This window comes from Pseudomonas sp. HN8-3, from assembly GCF_020790195.1.
GTDB classification, from domain to species: Bacteria; Pseudomonadota; Gammaproteobacteria; order Pseudomonadales; family Pseudomonadaceae; genus Aquipseudomonas; species Aquipseudomonas synxantha_A.
Genome location: NZ_CP086206.1, coordinates 99,115 through 121,100 on the forward strand (window position 1 = coordinate 99,115; position 21,986 = coordinate 121,100).

Annotated in this window: 17 protein-coding genes, 2 tRNA genes and 1 rRNA gene; 5 read left to right on the top strand and 15 right to left on the bottom strand. The window is 58.1% G+C overall.

Translation table 11 applies throughout. The features are described 5' to 3' along the window. Positions 1-47 precede the first annotated feature (47 nt). The 15 genes from LJX92_RS00485 to LJX92_RS00555 all read right to left on the bottom strand — a co-directional run bounded on the left by LJX92_RS00485 (position 48) and on the right by LJX92_RS00555 (position 16,794). Positions 48-1,079, bottom strand: a complete 1,032-nt coding sequence (locus LJX92_RS00485) for a DUF5924 family protein (protein WP_005783485.1) — start codon at positions 1,077-1,079, stop codon at positions 48-50. 69 nt (positions 1,080-1,148) lie between these two features. Beyond that, complete coding sequence (locus tag LJX92_RS00490; protein WP_228309172.1) at positions 1,149-2,534, bottom strand: M16 family metallopeptidase; 1,386 nt, start codon at positions 2,532-2,534, stop codon at positions 1,149-1,151. A 58-nt stretch (positions 2,535-2,592) separates the two neighbouring features. Then, positions 2,593-4,251: a Na/Pi cotransporter family protein gene (locus tag LJX92_RS00495; protein WP_228309173.1), complete on the bottom strand. Its 1,659-nt coding sequence runs from the start codon at positions 4,249-4,251 to the stop codon at positions 2,593-2,595. A gap of 212 nt (positions 4,252-4,463) precedes the next feature. Next, positions 4,464-5,231 (bottom strand): TerC family protein, encoded by a 768-nt coding sequence (locus tag LJX92_RS00500; protein WP_005783489.1) that lies wholly within the window; start codon positions 5,229-5,231, stop codon positions 4,464-4,466. A 64-nt stretch (positions 5,232-5,295) separates the two neighbouring features. Continuing rightward, positions 5,296-6,603, bottom strand: coding sequence for a CitMHS family transporter (locus tag LJX92_RS00505; RefSeq protein ID WP_003187405.1), 1,308 nt, complete (start codon positions 6,601-6,603; stop codon positions 5,296-5,298). A gap of 367 nt (positions 6,604-6,970) precedes the next feature. Further along, positions 6,971-8,932 carry a DUF4105 domain-containing protein gene (locus tag LJX92_RS00510; RefSeq protein ID WP_032878535.1) on the bottom strand — a complete coding sequence of 654 codons (1,962 nt, stop codon included), beginning with the start codon at positions 8,930-8,932 and terminating at the stop codon, positions 6,971-6,973. Continuing rightward, complete coding sequence (locus LJX92_RS00515) at positions 8,929-9,249, bottom strand: DUF2388 domain-containing protein (RefSeq protein WP_005783494.1); 321 nt, start codon at positions 9,247-9,249, stop codon at positions 8,929-8,931. The genes LJX92_RS00510 and LJX92_RS00515 overlap by 4 nt, the downstream gene beginning before the upstream one ends. A gap of 26 nt (positions 9,250-9,275) precedes the next feature. Beyond that, positions 9,276-9,584, bottom strand: coding sequence for a DUF2388 domain-containing protein (locus LJX92_RS00520; protein ID WP_032878533.1), 309 nt, complete (start codon positions 9,582-9,584; stop codon positions 9,276-9,278). Between the two features lie 105 nt (positions 9,585-9,689). Beyond that, on the bottom strand, positions 9,690-10,010 hold the full coding sequence (locus LJX92_RS00525) for a DUF2388 domain-containing protein (RefSeq protein WP_032878532.1): 321 nt from the start codon (positions 10,008-10,010) through the stop codon (positions 9,690-9,692). Between the two features lie 328 nt (positions 10,011-10,338). Further along, positions 10,339-10,554: a DUF1127 domain-containing protein gene (locus LJX92_RS00530; protein ID WP_005783500.1), complete on the bottom strand. Its 216-nt coding sequence runs from the start codon at positions 10,552-10,554 to the stop codon at positions 10,339-10,341. Positions 10,555-10,872: 318 nt separating this feature from the next. Continuing rightward, entirely contained in the window at positions 10,873-12,366 is a 1,494-nt protein-coding gene (locus tag LJX92_RS00535) for an acetyl-CoA hydrolase/transferase family protein (protein WP_032878531.1), read from the bottom strand. Positions 12,367-12,545: 179 nt separating this feature from the next. Next, entirely contained in the window at positions 12,546-13,982 is a 1,437-nt protein-coding gene (locus tag LJX92_RS00540) for an NAD(P)(+) transhydrogenase (Re/Si-specific) subunit beta (protein ID WP_005783504.1), read from the bottom strand. Further along, positions 13,982-14,305, bottom strand: a complete 324-nt coding sequence (locus LJX92_RS00545) for an NAD(P) transhydrogenase subunit alpha (RefSeq protein ID WP_005783507.1) — start codon at positions 14,303-14,305, stop codon at positions 13,982-13,984. The genes LJX92_RS00540 and LJX92_RS00545 overlap by 1 nt, the downstream gene beginning before the upstream one ends. 15 nt (positions 14,306-14,320) lie before the next feature. Further along, entirely contained in the window at positions 14,321-15,442 is a 1,122-nt protein-coding gene (locus tag LJX92_RS00550) for a Re/Si-specific NAD(P)(+) transhydrogenase subunit alpha (RefSeq protein ID WP_005783509.1), read from the bottom strand. Positions 15,443-15,894: 452 nt separating this feature from the next. Continuing rightward, positions 15,895-16,794: a LysR family transcriptional regulator gene (locus tag LJX92_RS00555; protein ID WP_005783510.1), complete on the bottom strand. Its 900-nt coding sequence runs from the start codon at positions 16,792-16,794 to the stop codon at positions 15,895-15,897. Between the two features lie 156 nt (positions 16,795-16,950). Here LJX92_RS00555 and LJX92_RS00560 point away from each other — a divergent pair, with 156 nt between their 5' ends. From LJX92_RS00560 to LJX92_RS00580, 5 genes are all read left to right on the top strand, one after another. Beyond that, positions 16,951-18,132: an acyl-CoA dehydrogenase gene (locus LJX92_RS00560; protein WP_228309174.1), complete on the top strand. Its 1,182-nt coding sequence runs from the start codon at positions 16,951-16,953 to the stop codon at positions 18,130-18,132. Between the two features lie 13 nt (positions 18,133-18,145). After that, positions 18,146-19,366 (top strand): CaiB/BaiF CoA transferase family protein, encoded by a 1,221-nt coding sequence (locus LJX92_RS00565; protein WP_032878530.1) that lies wholly within the window; start codon positions 18,146-18,148, stop codon positions 19,364-19,366. A 579-nt stretch (positions 19,367-19,945) separates the two neighbouring features. Further along, positions 19,946-21,482, top strand: a 16S ribosomal RNA gene (locus LJX92_RS00570). Between the two features lie 82 nt (positions 21,483-21,564). After that, positions 21,565-21,641: transfer RNA gene (locus tag LJX92_RS00575), tRNA-Ile, on the top strand. A 30-nt stretch (positions 21,642-21,671) separates the two neighbouring features. Further along, a tRNA-Ala gene (locus LJX92_RS00580) sits at positions 21,672-21,747 on the top strand. Positions 21,748-21,986 lie beyond the last annotated feature (239 nt).

A 21,986-nucleotide genomic window follows, 5' to 3' on the forward strand; every position in this document is an offset into this window, starting at 1 on the left:
GAGCTTGTTTGGCTATCCACAATGGCTACGTAATAGCACGATCTGACCTACTTTGGGTTGTCCGCTTGTGCTGTGTCGATCACCTTGAAGCGCAAGACGCCGATCACCTGGCCGTCCTCGGTGAGGACCTGCACTTGCCAGCGCCCCGCTGCGTCGCCCGGGAAATTCTGCTTGTGCGTCCAGGCGCGATAGCCCTCCTTGCGCCCACCATGGATATCCAGGGCAATGCGGTCGACTTCCTTGCCGTTGAATTTCCACACATGGTAGATCCGCTCATCCAGCCCGCGTGGGGCGTTGATCGCGGTGTAGGCGTAGAGGCCACCGCTGCGCAACTGGTCGGCGGTGACCTCCTTGAGGTCATCGCCCGGGGTGCGATCCTGCAGTTGGGTGCTGATGGCGACTTCGGTCATCCACAGGGTGGCCGGCGGCACCCAACTGCGCAGGAACCAGCCGGCGCATCCGATCGCCGCCGTGACCCCCAGCAGCATCGCCCAGCCTTTGAGGCTGCGCAGCGGCAGGCTGACCGCCAGGCTCGGGATCGACAGCGCCATGGCCACGCCCAGCGCCAGCTTGTAACTCTGGGCAGTGGTCAGGTGCATGATAATCGGCAGCGCGGTGAGCAATGCGGCAAACAAGGTCAGGGTGTGCAGGGCCAGGAACAGCGAGCGCTTGGGCGCCAGCCACTTGTAGTACAGCGGGTCGATGATCGACACCAGTGCCGCCGCGCCGAGCAGGCCGGTGAACAGCGATTGGCCGCTGTTCCAGGCGGTGGTGACGAAAAAGAACGGCAGCACAAAGAACAGGCTTTCCTGGTGGATCATCTGCGTGGCATAGCGCAGCAGCGGTTCCGGGATCTCGCGCTTGAAGAGCTTGGCAAACAGTTGGGTGAAGCTGTTTTCCAGCATCAGCCACAACCAACTGACCAGCATGATGACGGCGATCCAGCTGGCCATGCCTTGCTGGCGGTCCACCAGGATGAAGCTGCCCACACCCGAGATAAAACCGCCGAGTGCAATTACCCCTGGGTAGCGCTTGATCAGTTCGAGGATGCGCTGGATTAGATGGGTCAGGTTTGGCATTCGGCGGTTCGCAGTCTTTGTAGGAAAAAATCCCAGACAGAATAACGTCTTAGCGCTGGGCTCGGTGCTTCATTCCATGATCCGTTGGCGATAACGCCGAACGCCAATCAACACTATGGCGATGAGCCCAAGAACGCCCGCACCTATCCAGGTCAGGGCGTCATAGCTCAACAACGGCTTTTCGATGCGCCAGTAGCCCGGTTGCTTGAAGACCTCGCGCATCGCCTGGTTGGTTTGCGAAAGGCTCACTGCCTTGATGCGCTTGACCGGGTCGCTGAAGCGGCCGTCAGCGTAGTCGCCGGCGGCACTCCAGTAATAATCGGCCAACGCACTGTTGCCCTGTACCGCCCAGGCTTGGCGGGCAATGGCAGCCTGCTGCAGGCGAGTGAACACCTTCGGGTCGAGGCCGTCCTTGAGCAGTTGTGCCTTGAGGTCTTGCAAGACTTGCTCGGCTTCAGGGAGATTTTCCCGTTCGAGGTCGGCGTTCAGGCTCAGGAAGCCTACGCCGCCCAGCACTTCGCGTTCGCTCCACGGACCGTAGGACAAACCGTGCTTCAGACGCAGTTGTCGATACAGCGCCCAATCGAGATAGTCCTTGAGCAGGTCGTAGGTTTCGTCATGCTGGTCGTCCAGCACCGGCTCGGGGAACAGCCAGTGCAGTTTGGCGCCATCGCCGACCCAGCCATGCACCAGGTCGCGGTGGCGGGCGGCGGTGTGCTGGATCTGCGGCAGCGGGCGATGCTCGCTCGGGTCTACCGGGTCGAGCTGGCCGTAGGTGCGTTCCAGGTAGGCTGGCAGCAGCTTGTCCAGATCGCCGACGACGATCAGGGTCATGTTGTTGGGCGCGTACCAGGCTTTGCGCAGTTTCTCCAACTGATCGCGGGTCAGGTGGCCGACCTGCGCGCGTTCGGCGCATTTGAGCCCCAACTCGACGGCTAATTGGTTGCTGGCGCTGTGGCCCAGGTCCTGGCGATCCAGCAAACGTTGCAGGTGCGAATAATGGCCGCCGTCTTCGCGCTCGACCACCTGCTTGGCGGCGTTGATATTGGCATCGGTCAACTGCGTGCGGGTCAGGATTGCCAGCAGCAGGTCCAGCACCTTGCGTTGGTTGTGCGCGGGGGCCTCGATGACGAATGTGGTGTCGGCGTTGCTGGTGTAGGCGTTCCATTCGCCGCCCAACGCTTGCATGCGGTCTTCGAGGTCGCCTTCGCCACCGCCGTCGATGCCGCTGAACAGCAGGTGTTCGAACAGGTGGGGAAGCTCTTTGTCTTCGCAACCGAAATCATCCAGGCCCACGCCGACCACCAGGCGGATGGCCACGTGCCCGCGTTCGGTGCCCGGTTTGAGCAGCAGCTGCAGGCCGTTGGGCAAGGTGTAGCCCTCGACTTGCTGACGGTCGAAGGCAAAGGTGTGTGCCGATCCTAGAAGCAGGCAGGCGAGTAACAGGCGACGCATAACAAGCTTCCTGGCGAGTGAGGTCCATTGTTAACTGACTTCACTGGCCGTCGTACGTTCAGGGCGAATGGGTGATGTCGGCAATATCTTCGGTGGAGAGTGCGCCATTGTCGGACGTTTCCAAGACTACATAAGCGCTGCTGCAAAACAACGAGTTCAAGCGTTTCATGTCGGCGATCAGCTCCAGGTGCAGGGAGCTGGTTTCCAGGCTCTGTACGATTTTGCGCTGCAGGCGGCTGACATGGGCGTGAGCCAGGCGACGTTCCTGGGCGCGGAAGCGGCGCTTTTCACGCAGCAATTGGCGAGCGCTCTCCGGGTCGCCGCTGAGGAACACCGACAGACCCAGGCGCAGGTTGGCGATCAGCTGGCTGTGCAAACCGCTGAGTTCTTCCAGGCCCACTTCGGAAAATTGCCGCCGCTGCGAGGTTTTCTGCTGCTGGACCTTGCGCAACATGCGTTCGATCAAGTCACCTGCCAACTTCAAGTTGATCGACAGCTCGATGATCTCAGCCCAGCGGCGGTTGTCTTGTTCGCTCAGGTCTTCACGGGGCATTTGCGCCAGGTAGAGTTTGATCGCGCTATAGAGCGCCTCGACATCATCGCTGAGGCTGCGCATTTGCTGGGTGATTGCGGTTTGATTACCGCGCAGCACCTCCTGCATGGAGGTGAGCATATTGTCGATCAGGTCACCCAGGCGCAGGGTTTCGCGGGCGGCGTTGGCTAAGGCCAGGCTCGGCGTGGTGAGCGCGGCCAGGTCGAGGTGGCGTGGTTTGGCCTTGCCATTGGTTTCTTCGCGCTCGGGCAACAGCCAGGCGCACAGCCGCGCCATAGGGCCAATGGTGGGCAGCAGAATCAAGCAGCGCGTGACGTTATAGAGCAGGTGAAAGGTGATGACCATGCCTTGTGCGCTGTAGTCCAGACCGTCCATCCAGCCCACGAGCGGGTCAAGCACAGGAATGATCAGCAACAGGCCGATCAGTTTGTACAACAGGCTGCCCAGGGCCACTTGGCGGCCGGCGGTGTTTTGCATGCTGGTGCTTAGAAATGCCAGCACACCGCTGCCGATATTGGCGCCGATCACCAGGCCGATGGCCACGTGCAAACCGATCACGCCGGCGCCGGCCAGGGTGGCCGTAAGCAGCACGGCGGCGAGGCTGGAGTAGGAAATCATTGCGAACAGCGCGCCGACCAGGGCGTCGAGCAAGATATCGCCGGTCAGCGAGGCGAAGATCACCTTGACGCCTTGGGCATGGGTGATGGGCCCGGCGGCCTCGACGGTCAATTGCAGCGCAAGGATGATCAGCCCAAGGCCGATCCCCACCCGGCCCAACTGCCCTGCCCGCGTCTGTTTGCGCGACAGGAAGAAAATCACCCCAAGGAAGATCAGCAGCGGCGACAGCCAGGACAAGTCGAAGGTCAGCACCCGCGCCATCAGCGCGGTACCGACGTCGGCGCCAAGCATGGTGGCCAAGGCCGGTGTAAGGCTCATCAACCCCTGGCCGACAAAGGAAGTGACCAGCATCGCCGTGGCGTTGCTGCTTTGCACCATGGCGGTCACCAGGATCCCGGCGATAAAGGCCAGCCAGCGCTTGGACATGTTCTGCCCGATGACTTGGCGCAAGTTGGAGCCGTAGACCCGCAGGATGCCGGTACGGACGATGTGCGTGCCCCAGATAAGCAGGGTCACGGCGGAAAGCAGATTGAGCAGGGTCAGCATGCTCGGCCCCCCGTGTGGGTGCGCTCCAGGAGGAGCGAAGGAAAGTTACCGCGTGCCGTTCTACGTCTTGTACTTAAGCTGTAGTTGGCTAATGGGCTCTGCGCCAGCATCGCATAGCTAAACTCCGGATTGAAACAAAACTGTCATGAAATCAACTTTTTGGCAGACGAAAAAATGGGGCGCAAGCGCCCCATTTCAGCCGCGTGTCAGGTTTATTGACCCGGAATGTCTTTACGCAGTTTCACTGGATCCTGCTGCTTCTTCTTTTTGGCGATGGCGGTACGCATCTTGATGTTCACCGCTTCCACTGCCAGCGAGAACGCCATGGCGAAGTAGACATAGCCTTTTGGCACATGCACGTCGAAGGATTCGGCGATCAGCACGGTACCCACCACCAGCAGGAACGACAGCGCCAGCATTTTCAGCGACGGGTGCTTGTCGATGAACTCGCTGATGGTGCCGGCAGCCAGCATCATCACCAGTACGGCCACGACGATTGCAGCTACCATCACCGGCACATGGGAAACCATGCCGACGGCGGTGATCACCGAGTCCAGGGAGAACACGATGTCGATGATGGCGATCTGGATGATGGTGTAGATGAACTTGCCACCGGCGCCTTTGGGCTCGTCGTTGGTTTCGTCTTCCCCTTCCAGGGCGTGGTACATCTCCTGGGAGCTTTTCCACAGCAGGAACAGGCCACCGAAGAACAGGATCAGGTCACGGCCGGAAATGCCCTGGCCAAACACCACGAACAGGTCGGCGGTCAGTTGCATGACCCAGGTGATCGACAGCAGCAACAGGATGCGCGTGACCATGGCCAGTGCCAGGCCGAAGATCCGGGTGCGCGCCTGCATATGCTTGGGCATGCGGCTGACCAGGATCGAAATCATGATGATGTTATCGATGCCCAGGACGATCTCGAGAGCCGTCAGGGTGAAGAAGGCAATCCAGATTTCCGGATTGGTCAGCCATTCCATGTGTATTCCTTTGAGCAAGTGTTAAACCGCGCAAGCTGTAGCGCCGCGCGGTGAGTCAGTACGATTATAGAGTGCTGAACAGCGGAAAAATCCCCATCAGCAATGCGGCGAACATTATGCACAGGCATACCAGCACTGCCCACTTCAAGGTGAAGCGTTGGTGGTCGCCGAACTCAATACCCGCCAGCGCCACCAGCAAGTAAGTCGAAGGTACCAGCGGGCTGAGCAGGTGCACGGGTTGCCCGACGATCGACGCACGGGCCATTTCTACCGCGGTGATGCCGTAGTGACTGGCCGCTTCGGCCAATACTGGCAGTACGCCGTAATAGAACGCATCGTTGGACATGAAGAAGGTGAACGGCATGCTCACCAGCGCAGTGATCACTGCCAGGTACGGGCCCATGGCTTCCGGGATGACCGCCAGCAGGCTTTTTGACATGGCGTCGACCATGCCGGTGCCCGACAGGATGCCTGTGAAGATCCCGGCGGCGAAGATCAATCCGACGACCGCCAAGACGCTGCCGGCGTGGGCCGCGACGCGGTCTTTCTGCTGTTGCAGGCACGGGTAGTTGACGATCATCGCGATACTGAACGCCACCATAAACAGCACCGGCAGCGGCAACAGGCCGGCAATCAGGGTGCACATCAGGGCCAGGGTGAGGGCGCCGTTGAACCAGATCAGTTTCGGGCGGCGGGCGTCGGGGAATTGCGACACGCTGATTTCGCTGTGGTCGATCTCGTCGCCCTGCAGGTGCAGTTCACCCAGGCGTGCGCGCTCACGCTTGCCGTACATGTAGGCAATTACCAGGATCGCCACGACGCCAGCGGCCATGGCCGGAATCATCGGTACGAAGATGTCGGACGGATCAACATGCAACGCACTGGCCGCACGAGCCGTCGGGCCACCCCAGGGTGTCATGTTCATTACACCGCCGGCGAGAATGATCAGACCGGCCATGATCCGCGGGCTCATGCCTATGCGCTGGTACAGCGGCAGCATGGCGGCGACGCAGATCATGTAGGTGGTGGCGCCATCACCGTCCAGGGATACCACCAAAGCCAGCACGGCAGTGCCGACCGAGACTTTCAGCGGGTCGCCCTTGACCATCTTGAGGATCTTGCGCACGGCCGGGTCGAACAGGCCGGAGTCGATCATCAAGGCAAAGTAGAGGATGGCGAACATCAGCATCACGCCAGTTGGCGCGAGCTTGGTGATGCCTTCGAGCATCATTGGGCCGATCTTCGGCGCGAAACCGCCGAACAGTGCAAACAGGATGGGCACGATGATCAAGGCGATCAGCGCAGACAGGCGCTTGGTCATGATCAGGAACATGAACGTGATGACCATGGCAAAGCCAAGGAAAGTCAGCATAGGAATACTCCAGGCGTAGCGCGGCTAGGGAATGGCGAACCGGGTGAGGGTCAGCGCAGAACGAAAGGCACGAGGCGTACGGGTGGAGTGGGTGCGAACAGGCAGGTACGAGCGGACATCGGGAATCACCATTGTTGTTGTTTACAGCCGGTCTGTTGCCGGCAGTTGGGGCGATCCTAGACGGGTAAGCTTTCAGCCAGCTTTCGCTGGAGAAACTGGTGACACACGGTTTTAAGGCTCATGCAGATAAAAATGTGGGAGGGGGCTTGCTCCCGATAGCTGGAGTTCAGTCAATATTTCCAGTGACTGATACACCGCTATCGGGAGCAAGCCCCCTCCCACAATTTGATTGTGTACCGCTATGTTTTTAGGGCAGTTCGAGGCCGCCGGCCGCTTTATGCAGCGCACGCAGATGCTCACCCAACTGCTTGAGGTTGGCCTCACAGGCCGCAATCTCGGCAGCGCGGGCCGGATCGAGCAGCGCCCTCACCTCTTTATCCAGCTCGCCGGTCAATGATTGCAACTGCTTCTGACGTTCGGCGCTCTCCGACTCCAGGCGCTTGGCTTCCGAAGGTTGCGGTAGGCCATAGCCGCCACTGTCGAGCAACTCGGCCGGACGACTGAGAAAGCCACTGTTGGCGAGGATCTGTTGCAGCGTGTTGTTGGCTTTCTCCATGCCGCCATTTTTCAGCTCGCGGGCATTGAGATAGCGCTGTTTGACTTCGTCCTGAGCGAGCATCAGTTGCTTGCGATAGCTGGCTTGTTCAAGCAACAACAATGCAGCGCTGGTACGCAGGTCGGCCTGGCTGAACCACTGGCGGCGCGCTTGCGCATCCAGGGCCAGCCAGTCTTCGACCTGGGTCTGCTTGATCGGCAGGCGCTTGCGCAGTACATCGAACATCGCCTGGTAGCGTTCGCGGAATGAGTCGAAGTGGTACCCCAGGCGCAACGCCTCACGCTTGTCATTCAATACGCTGGTATCGGCCAGGCCACGTGCGCTGAGCACTTGCAGCAAACCGTTGGGGGTGATGTTGTCCAGGCCGGTCAGTTGCGGGTTGGCACTGCCACTGCGTAACAGTTTCAGGCTTTCAACCGCACAGTTGTTGGAGATAAAGAAATAGTTGCCGTCATAGCTCCAGTGCATTTCAGCCGCATGCTCGACGGTGTCGTTGATTTCCTGGCGGTTGAGCTTCAGCGGTACCGACGCCAGGCCTCGTAATTCGGTCTTGGTGTATTCATCGATGACCTGGGCCAGCGGCAATACGAACAATCGCGACGGGTACTTGCCCACCAGGCCATCCCAGCTCGACAGCTGTACGTCACCGACGAAGGCGCGGTAGGACAGCACCAGGTGGCGGTCCAGATCCAGCCGACAGTCAGGGCCACGCGGGCGACCTGGCGCGCAGATCACCAGCCGCAGCATGCTATGGCCCCAGCGGCTCACCAGATTCTGGTTGGCTTCGGCGAGCAGGTAGTCGATTTCATACACCCGCTCCGGGTCTATTTGCCCCAGTGGCGTCTTGGCGAAGTCATTGCCGGCGTTCAGGAACGGGTATGTCTTGGCACAGGGTTGCTGTTCGGGCGGCGCCCAGCCGAAATGTTCCTTGTAATAGCGGAACAGCGCGGGGCGTCGGCAGGCGTAGCTGGGGTCGAGGAGGAAGTACTCCATGTTGACCGCCACGAACTCCAACGGGCTGGTGGTTTCGTAGATGTCCGGGCTGCGCACCACCTGATTGTTATGCTGTTCACGCTCGCCGCGGCGGCCGACATATTGTGGCCAGCCGGCGAGGTCCAGCAGGCGGGGATCATCACTGAGAGTGAAGCGCCGGTCGTTCTGGCCACGGCATTGATCGGGCAGGCCGATCAAGCCGGTAATGTTGTTCTGGCGACTGCAACGCTGGATCAGTGCGCGCTCGTCTTTGGGCCACAGGCGTGCGCGGTCATAGATGTGGGTCAGTTCATGCAGCACCGTGGCGAGCAATTCCTGGCGCACGGTGCCGTGGGGGCGATTGGTTTTGAGGGTGGCGGCGCTGCCGTCGGTCAGGCTGGCGAGCAGGTTTTGATTAAGGTCCAGCTCGGACACCAGGGACGCCTGGCCATAGGCATTTTCAGGCATCTTGTCGGTCCAGCCGACATCAATCCGCCGATCCAATTGCTCGACAAAACGTGGCGGCAAGGCGCGCAGCGCTTCATCGAGCAATGCCTGGCTGGCCTGCTGTTCGGCCGGGCTCAAACCATCGGTTTTGAGCCGCAGTTGCAGGCTGGCCTGGGCTGTACTTGCACACAACAGCACAACCCCGGCCAGGAGCCAGGTTTTGATGCGCCTCACAGAGCGAGGATAGCTTCGGCGAGGGTCTGGTCGCTGGCATCACGGGCTTCTGGCACGCGGGTGCGAAGGGTATCGAACGCAGCTTCAAGCTGGGCACCACGGATCTCTCCATTCGTGGCTACGAAGCTGGCGGCGTCGTCGTGGGCTTCGCGCACGATTTTGGAGTCGCGGATGGACGTGGTGGTGTCTGAGGTGAAATCAATGGTGCGCGCCGACGCACGCACGATGATGTTGCTGGTGGCTTTCAAGGTTTGCGCCTGGGCGACATCGACCAAAAACAGCAGGCCGAGGGCGGCGACGATCAACGGGCTACGCATCGAGTGACTCCGAAATACAAAGATAACTATTGGACGAGAATTGCTTGCGCCAGTTCAAGGTCGCTCGCATGAAGTTTTGGCCGACTGTGGCGCAGATAATCCAGCGCGGACTCCAGGCGTGCGCCCCGCCATTGGCCGTCAGTGGCAATGAAAGCGGCAGCATCATCCTGAGCGGCCATCACCAACTTGTTGTCGAACGGCGCAGAGGTCACCTTGCCGGTGGCATACACGCTGACAACGGTGCTCTGGGTGGACACATCCATGGCCAAAGCCAAGGGTGACCAGCAGGCGCAAAACAGTACGGGAACAATCAACAGGCGGTATGAAAAAGCCATGGGACTCGACAACTGAAAACGAGCGCCAAGGCTAGCGCAATGACCAGGCGAGGGCCAGCGCCGAGGCATTCGGGAGCGGCAGGCGCTCCCGTCTGTTGCCGCAGATCAGATCGCCAGGATTGCCTGTGCCAGCTGTGCATCGGTAGCGATGGCCAGTTGCGGCGCTTGCTGGCGGATGTGGGCCAGGGCGCTTTCCAGTTTCACGCCACGGATAGCGCCTTCGCTGGCGACGAAGCTGGCTGCGTCATCACGGGCGGCCTGTACGACCTTATTGTCGCGCAGGGAGGAGGTCGCATCGGAGGTGGCGTCGGAAGTGGCTTTCAGGGCGCCAACGATCGAGTCGGTGGTCATGATGAAGCTGCTCGCGTTAGCGTTGGCGGCCAGGGTCAGCACAGCGGCGGTGCACAGCAGGCGAAGGCGGGACATGGGGTAACTCCTGTAGACGAAATAAGGTGGCGCGACGCGGCCACAGTGAGACGGACTGGGACTGTTGAGCATCAGACGCTCGCTCTACAGGGTTCGCCACGTGGTGAGTGGATATTAGGCTTGGACCGGTGCAACAGGAAGCCTGTAATTTAACTGTACTGGTTAATAATAATTTTATTAAAACTGTACCTGTAGGTGGAAATCCTACCGATTCAATGCCCTTTCGCAGAAACAACAAAGCCCGCCTCCGGTTACCCGGGGCGGGCTTTGCTTTAACAAATCAGAGTGCTGGCGGTGGACCCGGTGGGTCAGGGCCAGCGGGCGCTGCTTAGCGCCAGAACGGCTTGCTCAGCTCTTCGTAGCGTTGAGCTTCGCTGATACCGGCGTCAGCCAGCAGACGCGAATCCAGGCGAGCCAATTGGTGGCGGCTGGAGATGCGGCGCTGCCACAACATCAGGTTGGCGAGAACGCGCAAAGGCAGGGAAGCGTTAGTGTTTACAGCTTTCTCTTCGAAGAACAGTTCGGAACTGAGTGTACGTTCCATGATGACATCCTTCCGCTTGTGGCGGGATTAGGTAGTGGTTTAACTGATGCCAATGATCCTCCTCCGGCGCAAGACTCTCTAGATACAGTTCACCTGTATTGTGAGGGGCCAGTTAACTGTTTAATACGGCTGTACGGTACGGAAATGGGGCAACTGTACCTGTGCGCACCCAAAAGGTGCGAAATGGGTGTTTTCAAGATGAGTTGTGGGATATTTAAGTAGGAAATGAGCGGTACAGTAGTACAGTTTTTTGCATAGACACTGGCTAGGCTGCCGAGCTGATGAAACTGTAGTTGCATCAGCTCGGATCTGTATTCATCAAGCCTTGAGCATATGCCCGGTTTCTTCCAGGTTGATGTGCCAACTCAGTGCCTGGCGCAGGATATGCGGCGTGTGCCCACCGATGGCGCAGGCGGCTTCGAAGTAAGTATTGAGCGCGTCGCGGTAGGCCGGATGCACACAGTTGTCGATGATCACCCGCGCACGCTCCCGCGGTGCCAGGCCGCGCAGATCGGCCAAGCCCACTTCGGTGACGAGGATGTCCACGTCATGTTCGGTGTGGTCCACATGGCTGACCATCGGCACCACGCTGGAAATCGCGCCCCCCTTGGCAATCGATTTGGTGACAAAGATTGCCAGGTGCGCGTTGCGCGCGAAGTCCCCGGAGCCGCCAATGCCATTCATCATCCGCGTGCCGCAGACGTGGGTGGAGTTGACGTTGCCGTAGATATCGAACTCCAGCGCGGTGTTGATACCGATGATGCCCAGGCGGCGCACCACTTCAGGATGGTTGGAGATTTCCTGTGGGCGCAGTACCAGCTTGTCTTTGTAGTGCTCCAGGTTGCCGAAAACGTCGGCATTGCGGCGCTCCGACAAGGTAATCGAGCTGCCGGATGCGAAGCTCAGCTTACCGGCGTCGATCAGGTCGAAGGTCGAATCCTGCAGCACTTCCGAGTACATCGTCAGATCTTCGAAGGGCGAATCGATCAAGCCACACATCACCGCGTTGGCAATGTTGCCGATCCCGGCTTGCAGCGGGCCGAGTTTGTTGGTCATGCGTCCGGCATCAACTTCCTGCTTGAGGAAGTTGATCAGGTGGTTGGCGATGCCTTGAGTGTCACCGTCAGGCGGCGTCACGGTTGAGGCAGAGTCGGCCTGGTTAGTGACCACGATAGCGACGATTTTCTCTGGCGGGATCGGAATCGCAGTGCTGCCAATGCGGTCGTCGACCTTCACCAGCGGGATAGGCGTGCGCGTCGGCCGGTAGGTCGGGATATAGATGTCATGCAGCCCTTCCAGGTTCGGATTGTGCGCGAGGTTGATCTCGACGATCACGTGCTTGGCAAAAATTGCGAAGCTGGCTGAGTTGCCTACGGACGTGGTGGGCACGATGTGCCCTTGTTCAGTGATGGCGACCGCTTCGATTACCGCAATGTCCGGCAACTTGAGCTGGTTGTTGCGCAGTTGCTCGACGGTTTCCGATAGGTGCTGGTCAATAAACATCACCTCGCCAGCATTGATCGCTTTGCGTAGCGTGCTGTCGACTTGAAACGGCATGCGTCGCGACAGTACGCCAGCTTCAGTCAGTTGCTTGTCCAGGTCGTTGCCCAGGCTGGCGCCGGTCATCAGGGTGATTTTGAGGGGCGAAGTCTTGGCGCGTTCGGCCAGGGCGTGGGGGACGGCCTTGGCTTCACCGGCGCGGGTGAAGCCGCTCATGCCGACGGTCATGCCGTCCTCGATCAGTGCAGCGGCGTCTGCCGCGCTCATGACCTTGTTCAACAACGAAGGCAAGCGGATACGATCACGGTACATGAATTGTTATCTCAGGCTACGGAAGCAAGGTGGGCAGTGTAGTGATTTCAAAAAGTTTCGGCCCGCTACCATGGTCGAATGCCAGGTGGCGATTTAGAGCCTTTGGTCGGGTTTCATCCGCTAATAAAAAACCCCAGCCTACGTGAGGCCAGGGTTTCGGGTATTGCGCTGGCGCAGTGTTATTCGACGGCTTTGACCATATCTTCGATGACCTTCTTGGCATCACCGAAGACCATCATGGTCTTGTCCAGGTAGAACAACTCGTTATCCAGGCCTGCATAGCCGCTGGCCATCGAGCGCTTGTTGACGATGATGGTCTTGGCCTTGAACGCCTCGAGGATCGGCATACCGGCAATCGGTGAGTTCGGATCGTTCTTGGCCGCCGGGTTGACCACATCGTTGGCGCCCAACACCAGCACCACGTCAGCCTGGCCGAACTCAGAGTTGATGTCTTCCATCTCGAACACCTGGTCGTAAGGCACTTCGGCCTCGGCCAGCAGCACGTTCATATGCCCAGGCATACGGCCCGCCACCGGGTGGATCGCGTACTTCACGGTGACGCCGCGATGGGTGAGCTTCTCGGTCAGCTCTTTAAGCGCGTGTTGTGCCCGTGCGACAGCCAAGCCATAGCCCGGCACGATGATGACCGTGTCGGCGTTGGTCAGCAGGAAGGTAGCGTCGTCGGCCGAGCCGGACTTCACCGGCCGAGCTTCTTTCGAGCCAGCTGCTGCACCGGCGTCTGGCGTATTGCCGAAACCGCCCAGCAGTACATTAAAGAAGGAGCGGTTCATCGCCTTGCACATGATGTAAGACAGGATCGCGCCGCTGGAGCCGACCAGGGAGCCGGCGATGATCAGCATCGAGTTGTTCAGCGAGAAACCAATGCCCGCCGCTGCCCAGCCGGAATAACTGTTGAGCATCGATACCACTACCGGCATGTCGGCGCCGCCGATCGGGATGATGATCAGCACGCCCAGCACGAAGGCCAGGGCCAGCATCAGCGCGAACGCAGTGAGGTTGCCGGTGAACATGAACGCCAGGCCCAGGCCCAGGGTTGCCAAGCCGAGCACAAGGTTCAGCTTGTGTTGCCCACCAAACTGTACCGGTGCGCCTTGGAACAGGCGGAACTTGTACTTACCCGACAGCTTACCGAATGCGATCACCGAGCCGGAGAAGGTAATAGCACCGATGGCGGCACCGAGGAACAGCTCCAGGCGGTTACCGGCCGGGATCGAATCGCCCAAGTGTTTGACGATACCCAAGGATTGCGGCTCGACGACCGCTGCAATCGCGATAAACACCGCTGCCAGGCCGATCATGCTATGCATGAACGCCACCAGCTCCGGCATCTTGGTCATCTCTACGCGTTTGGCCATGATCGAGCCGGCCGTGCCGCCGACCAGCAGGCCGACGATGACGTAGCCGATACCGGCGGTGGCCAGCTCCGCGCCGAGCTTATAGATCAGGCCTACGGTGGTCAGCACCGCCAGTGCCATGCCGAGCATGCCGAACAGGTTGCCGCGTCGGGAGGTGGTGGGGTGCGACAGGCCTTTGAGGGCCTGGATGAAGCAGATCGACGCGATCAGGTAGAGCGTCGTCACCAGATTCATGCTCATTACTTCTGCACCTCTTCTTTCACAGCTTTGGGCGCTTTCTTCTTGAACATCTCAAGCATCCTACGCGTAACCAGGAAACCGCCGAACACGTTAACCGCAGCCAAAGCTACCGCCAGGGTGCCCATCGTCTTGCCCAACGGCGTCACGGTGAGGGCGGCGGCCAGCATGGCGCCCACAATCACGATCGCGGAAATCGCGTTTGTCACTGCCATTAATGGCGTATGCAGCGCGGGGGTAACGTTCCAGACCACGTGGTAACCGACATAAATCGCCAGCACAAAGATGATCAGGTTGTAGATACCGGGGGAGATAAGCTCTTCCATCGTCTGAATCCCTGCTTAGGCGTTTTTGCGGATGACTTGGCCGTCGCGGCACATCAGGCACGCGGCGACGATGTCGTCTTCGAGGTTGATTTCAAACTGCCCTTCCTTGGTGAAGACCAGCTTCAGGAAGTCCAGCAGGTTGCGCGCGTACAAGGCCGAGGCATCTGCGGCGACAGCGCCTGCCAGGTTGGTCGGGCCGCAGATGATCACACCGTTTTCCACCACGACTTGGTCAGCGACGGTCAACGGGCAGTTGCCGCCCTGAGCTGCGGCGAGGTCGATGACCACCGAGCCGGGTTTCATCTGCGCGACGGTATCGGCGCTAAGCAGGGTAGGTGCCTTGCGGCCTGGAATCAGTGCGGTGGTGATGACGATGTCGGCCTGCTTCGCGCGTTCGTGCACGGCCAGGGCCTGGCGCTGCATCCAGCTGGTGGGCATCGGGCGCGCGTAGCCGCCGACACCGACGGCGCATTCACGCTCTTCATCGGTTTCGTAGGGCACGTCGACGAACTTGGCGCCCAGGGATTCGATTTGCTCTTTTACCGCCGGACGGACGTCGGACGCTTCGATGACCGCGCCCAGGCGTTTTGCCGTGGCGATAGCTTGCAGGCCCGCGACACCGGCGCCGAGGATCAACACGCGCGCAGCTTTCACAGTGCCGGCGGCGGTCATCAGCATCGGCATGAAGCGCGGGTAGTGATGAGCGGCCAGCAACACAGCCTTGTAACCGGCGATATTGGCTTGCGAAGACAGCACGTCGAGGCTTTGGGCCCGTGAAGTGCGTGGCGCGGCTTCGAGGGCGAAGGCGGTGATGCCGCATTCGGCAAGCTTGGCGATGGTTTCGTTGCTGAACGGATTGAGCATGCCCACCAATACGGTGCCGCTTTTGATCAGCGCCAGTTCGCTGTCGCTGGGGGCAACCACCTTGAGGATCAGCTCGGCGCCGAACGCATCGCTGGCACTGCCAATGGTTGCGCCTGCCGTTTCATAAGCACTGTCGACGATGCTGGCGTTGATGCCTGCACCGCTTTGTACAGTGACCTTATGGCCCTGGCCGATCAGCTTCTTGATGGTTTCCGGGGTGGCAGCCACCCGCGTTTCACCGGTCTGGGTTTCGAGAGGAACACCAATGTGCACGTCAAATCTCCTGCATGATCTTTTTGCTTTTGATCTTTTTGTAAAAAGGCCAGTGCACCGCGAGTGGCGCAACTGGGGCGACCGATCAGCACGATCCCGCTGAAATGACAGCGGGGCGCGGCATTTTGCAGGCGAACTTTACGGCCTTCAAGAGATTATGACGGGTGACGAAAAATTAACTACAAGTCACCCTGTGACTGATTGTCGCAACCGCCTTGAATAACCTCTTTAAATACAAGTCTTTAAAGGGTCAAGGGTATTTATTCGATGTTTTCCAATCGCCGATGTGAATGGTCGCTTATAGGCTGGTATTAGTCGCTACAAGCCATGTAGATCATGGCTTTGAGCCTTGTTTTTGCTCAACCGGTACAGACTGTCTAAATGCGACATATACGTATATCTGTAGGATTCAAATTAACCTGACTACAGGGTCAACAAGGCAGCTTTATCCTTTAAATGCCGGGGTTATAGCGCTTTGATTGTTCAATCAGCCAGTCCTTGAATGCGTGTAGGGAGGCCGATTCGACTTTTTTATCGGGAATCATGAGGTAGTACGCCTTTTCGCTGCTTAGCGTTTCGGTGCTCGCAATCACCAGTCGCTGCTCCTTCAGCTCGCGCTGGATGAGGAAGGGTGGTATCAGTGCGATGCCCATGTCATGCATAGCCGCTTGGGACAACATCGAGAATAGCTCGTATCGAGGGCCTGTCATGTCGCGAGGCAGACTCAGCTGTTGCGCGTTGAACCACTGACGCCAGGCATAGGGGCGTGTTGTCTGCTGTAGCAGCGGTAATTCGGCGATCTCTTGAGGAGTTAAGTGCGCGCGGCCTCCAAGTAAGTGTGGACTGCACACCGGGACAGGGTTTTCTCCCATCAGCCGGTGTGACTCTGTGCCGGACCAATCGGCATCGCCGAAGTAGATCGCGGCGTCGAACGCGGTGTCGGCGAACAGGAACGGGCGTGTCCGATTGGTCAGATTCACGGTCACCTCCGGGTGCCGGTCCTGAAAGTCCTTGAGGCGTGGAATCAGCCATTGCGTGCCGAAGGTCGGTACCACCGCCAACTCGATGGCGTTGGTGCCCTGCTGACCCATGACCGAGAGGGTGTCGCGCTCTACGGCGTCCAGCTGTGTAGCAACTCTGCGGCTGTAAGAGAGCCCTGCCTCTGTCAGCTTCACCCCGCGACGCGAGCGGCGAAACAGTTCGACACTTAAAAACTCCTCAAGGCTGGCGATCTGTCGACAGATGGCGCCTTGGGTGATGGAAAGCTCCTGTGCCGCCTTGGTGAAGCTTTCGTGACGGGCTGCCGCTTCGAAGCTGATAAGCGCGGTGGTGCTAGGTATTTTTCTGCGCATGTACGTTGCCCTCACAGATAAGGCGCATTTATGGGCTTTTCGAGTATTACGGAGTGAGAAATTAGCACAACCCTATGCAGAAACCTCGTTTGCCCTCTGCGCGTGGCCGGCCTAGTCTGAATCACGACTTCAGTTTTTATCCGCGAGGACTTATTCATGGCTGGCAAGGCAAGCTTCAACTGGATCGATCCACTGCTGCTGGATCAACAGCTCACCGAAGAGGAGCGCATGGTGCGTGACAGTGCCGAGCAGTTTGCTCAGGACAAGCTGGCCCCTCGCGTGCTCGAAGCCTTCCGTCATGAAAAGACTGATCCCGCTATTTTCCGTGAGATGGGAGAAACCGGTTTGCTGGGGGCGATGATTCCCGAGCAGTACGGTGGCAGCGGCTTGAACTACGTCAGCTACGGGCTGATTGCGCGTGAGGTGGAGCGTGTCGACTCCGGCTATCGTTCGATGATGAGTGTTCAGTCGTCACTGGTCATGGTGCCGATCAATGAGTTCGGCACCGAGGCGCAAAAACAAAAATACCTGCCGAAATTGGCGTCCGGCGAATGGATTGGCTGTTTCGGGCTCACCGAACCCAACCATGGTTCTGATCCGGGCGCGATGATTACCCGTGCGCGAAAGGTAGATGGCGGCTACAGCCTGACCGGCGCGAAGATGTGGATCACCAACAGCCCGATAGCCGACGTGTTTGTGGTGTGGGGCAAAGATGATGCAGGCGATATCCGTGGTTTCGTCCTGGAAAAAGGTTGGAAGGGCCTTAGCGCCCCGGCGATTCACGGCAAGGTCGGCTTGCGAGCGTCCATTACCGGCGAAATTGTCATGGATAACGTGTTTGTGCCGGACGAGAACATTTTTCCGGATGTGCGTGGCTTGAAGGGGCCTTTTACTTGCCTGAATTCGGCGCGCTACGGTATCTCCTGGGGGGCGTTGGGGGCTGCTGAGTTCTGCTGGCATACCGCGCGCCAGTACACCCTGGATCGTAAGCAGTTTGGTCGGCCATTGGCTGCAACGCAGTTGATCCAGAAGAAGCTGGCCGATATGCAGACCGAGATCACCTTGGCTCTGCAAGGTTGCCTGCGTCTGGGGCGGATGAAAGACGAGGGGACCGCAGCGGTCGAGATTACATCGATCATGAAGCGTAACTCGTGTGGCAAGTCCCTGGACATCGCCCGCATGGCCCGCGATATGTTGGGCGGCAACGGCATCTCCGACGAATTCGGGGTGGCGCGCCACCTGGTCAACCTCGAAGTGGTCAATACCTATGAGGGAACCCACGACGTGCATGCCTTGATTCTTGGGCGCGCACAGACCGGTCTTCAGGCGTTCTATTAATAGGAGCACGGACATGGGCGCGCTTTCCCACCTGCGGGTACTGGATTTATCGCGTGTACTGGCGGGCCCTTGGTCCGGGCAGATTCTTGCGGACCTTGGGGCCGAGGTGATCAAGGTCGAAAGGCCAGGCAGCGGTGATGACACGCGCGCCTGGGGGCCGCCCTTCCTCAAGGACGCATACGGCGAAAATACCAGTGAGGCGGCGTACTATCTGTCCGCCAACCGAAATAAAGAATCGGTGACCATCGACTTCACTAAGCCTGAAGGGCAGAAACTGGTGCGTGATCTGGCGGCCAAGTCAGACATCCTGATCGAGAACTTCAAAGTGGGTGGTCTGGCGGCTTATGGGCTGGATTACGAGTCGCTCAAGGAGATAAATCCTGAGTTGATCTACTGCTCGATCACGGGCTTTGGGCAGACGGGGCCTTATGCCGCGCGTGCCGGCTACGACTTCATGATTCAAGGGCTGGGTGGGTTGATGAGCCTGACCGGCCGGCCTGAAGGTGATGAGGGCGCAGGGCCGGTGAAAGTCGGTGTGGCATTGACCGATATTCTCACGGGACTCTATTCGACCGTCGCGATCCTGGCAGCGTTGGCTCACCGCGATCATGATGGCGGTGGGCAACATATCGATATGGCGCTGCTGGATGTGCAGGTGGCTTGCCTGGCTAATCAGGCGATGAATTACCTGACCACCGGAGTCTCGCCAAAACGCCTGGGCAATGCGCATCCGAACATCGTGCCGTATCAGGACTTTCCTACGGCTGATGGTGATTTCATCCTGACGGTGGGTAATGACGGCCAGTTCCGCAAGTTCGCTGAAGTTGCTGGGCAGCCGCAATGGGGGGATGACCCGCGTTTCGCCACTAACCAGGCGCGAGTGGCCAACCGTGCTGCGCTGATTCCGTTGATCCGCCAGGCGACTGTCTTCAAGACAACGGCTGAGTGGGTGTCGCAATTGGAGCGAGTGGGCGTGCCGTGTGGACCGATCAATGATCTGGCGCAAGTTTTCTCCGATCCTCAGGTCCAGGCGCGCGGCCTGGCGATGGAGCTTCCCCATGCGCTGGCGGGGATGGTGCCTCAGGTTGCCAGCCCGATACGCTTGTCCAAGACGCCAGTGGAATATCGAAATGCACCACCTCTCCTGGGGGAGCACACGCTTCAGGTGCTGCAGGGGATTTTGGGGTTAGGGGCAGCTAATGTGGCTGCGTTGAAGGAGGCGGGCATCGTCTGAATGATTCCTTCTATATAGAGGGCACTCATGGCGTTCCTATAAGTGGTGGTGGTTTTTTAATCAATTCTAACTAATTGATAGAAAAGCAGAATTAAGAGTTGACGGCAGATTCTGGAAGCCTATAATTCGCCCCACTTCCGGCGCAGTCGAAACGGAAAACTCCTTGGTAAACAATGAGTTACGTAGTTTTCGGCAGCAGGTTGCTTCAGTTCATCGAAGCCAAAAGGAAGTTGAAAAAGAGGTGTTGACAGCAGCGTGTAACGCTGTAGAATTCGCCTCCCGCTGACGAGAGATCGGAAGCGCAAGTGGTTGAAGTTGTTGAAGAAATCTTCGAAAGCTTCTGAAAATAATCACTTGACAGCAAATGAGGCTGCTGTAGAATGCGCGCCTCGGTTGAGACGAAAGATCTTAACCAACCGCTCTTTAACAACTGAATCAAGCAATTCGTGTGGGTGCTTGTGGAGTCAGACTGATAGTCAACAAGATTATCAGCATCACAAGTTACTCCGCGAGAAATCAAAGATGTAACCAACGATTGCTGAGCCAAGTTTAGGGTTTCTTAAAAACCCAAAGATGTTTGAACTGAAGAGTTTGATCATGGCTCAGATTGAACGCTGGCGGCAGGCCTAACACATGCAAGTCGAGCGGTAGAGAGAAGCTTGCTTCTCTTGAGAGCGGCGGACGGGTGAGTAATGCCTAGGAATCTGCCTGGTAGTGGGGGATAACGTTCGGAAACGGACGCTAATACCGCATACGTCCTACGGGAGAAAGCAGGGGACCTTCGGGCCTTGCGCTATCAGATGAGCCTAGGTCGGATTAGCTAGTTGGTGGGGTAATGGCTCACCAAGGCGACGATCCGTAACTGGTCTGAGAGGATGATCAGTCACACTGGAACTGAGACACGGTCCAGACTCCTACGGGAGGCAGCAGTGGGGAATATTGGACAATGGGCGAAAGCCTGATCCAGCCATGCCGCGTGTGTGAAGAAGGTCTTCGGATTGTAAAGCACTTTAAGTTGGGAGGAAGGGTTGTAGATTAATACTCTGCAATTTTGACGTTACCGACAGAATAAGCACCGGCTAACTCTGTGCCAGCAGCCGCGGTAATACAGAGGGTGCAAGCGTTAATCGGAATTACTGGGCGTAAAGCGCGCGTAGGTGGTTTGTTAAGTTGGATGTGAAATCCCCGGGCTCAACCTGGGAACTGCATTCAAAACTGACTGACTAGAGTATGGTAGAGGGTGGTGGAATTTCCTGTGTAGCGGTGAAATGCGTAGATATAGGAAGGAACACCAGTGGCGAAGGCGACCACCTGGACTAATACTGACACTGAGGTGCGAAAGCGTGGGGAGCAAACAGGATTAGATACCCTGGTAGTCCACGCCGTAAACGATGTCAACTAGCCGTTGGAAGCCTTGAGCTTTTAGTGGCGCAGCTAACGCATTAAGTTGACCGCCTGGGGAGTACGGCCGCAAGGTTAAAACTCAAATGAATTGACGGGGGCCCGCACAAGCGGTGGAGCATGTGGTTTAATTCGAAGCAACGCGAAGAACCTTACCAGGCCTTGACATCCAATGAACTTTCCAGAGATGGATTGGTGCCTTCGGGAGCATTGAGACAGGTGCTGCATGGCTGTCGTCAGCTCGTGTCGTGAGATGTTGGGTTAAGTCCCGTAACGAGCGCAACCCTTGTCCTTAGTTACCAGCACGTAATGGTGGGCACTCTAAGGAGACTGCCGGTGACAAACCGGAGGAAGGTGGGGATGACGTCAAGTCATCATGGCCCTTACGGCCTGGGCTACACACGTGCTACAATGGTCGGTACAGAGGGTTGCCAAGCCGCGAGGTGGAGCTAATCCCATAAAACCGATCGTAGTCCGGATCGCAGTCTGCAACTCGACTGCGTGAAGTCGGAATCGCTAGTAATCGCGAATCAGAATGTCGCGGTGAATACGTTCCCGGGCCTTGTACACACCGCCCGTCACACCATGGGAGTGGGTTGCACCAGAAGTAGCTAGTCTAACCTTCGGGAGGACGGTTACCACGGTGTGATTCATGACTGGGGTGAAGTCGTAACAAGGTAGCCGTAGGGGAACCTGCGGCTGGATCACCTCCTTAATCGACGACATCAGCTGCTCCATAAGTTCCCACACGAATTGCTTGATTCATTGAAGAAGACGAAAAGAAGCAGCCCGAAATTGGGTCTGTAGCTCAGTTGGTTAGAGCGCACCCCTGATAAGGGTGAGGTCGGCAGTTCGAATCTGCCCAGACCCACCAATTTTGTGTGGGAAACGCCTGTAGAAATACGGGGCCATAGCTCAGCTGGGAGAGCGCCTGCCTTGCACGCAGGAGGTCAACGGTTCGATCCCGTTTGGCTCCACCACTACTGCTTCTGTTTGTATAAAGCTTAGAAATGAGCATTCCATCGTTGTGATGGTGAATGTTGATTTCTAGTCTTTGACTAGTTCGTTCTTTAAAAATTTGGGTATGTGATAGAAAGATAGACTGAACGTTACTTTCACTGGTAACGGATCAGGCTAAGGTAAAATTTGTGAGTTCTCTTAATCGAGAAATTCGAATTTTCGGCGAATGTTGTCTTCATAGTATAACCAGATTGCTTGG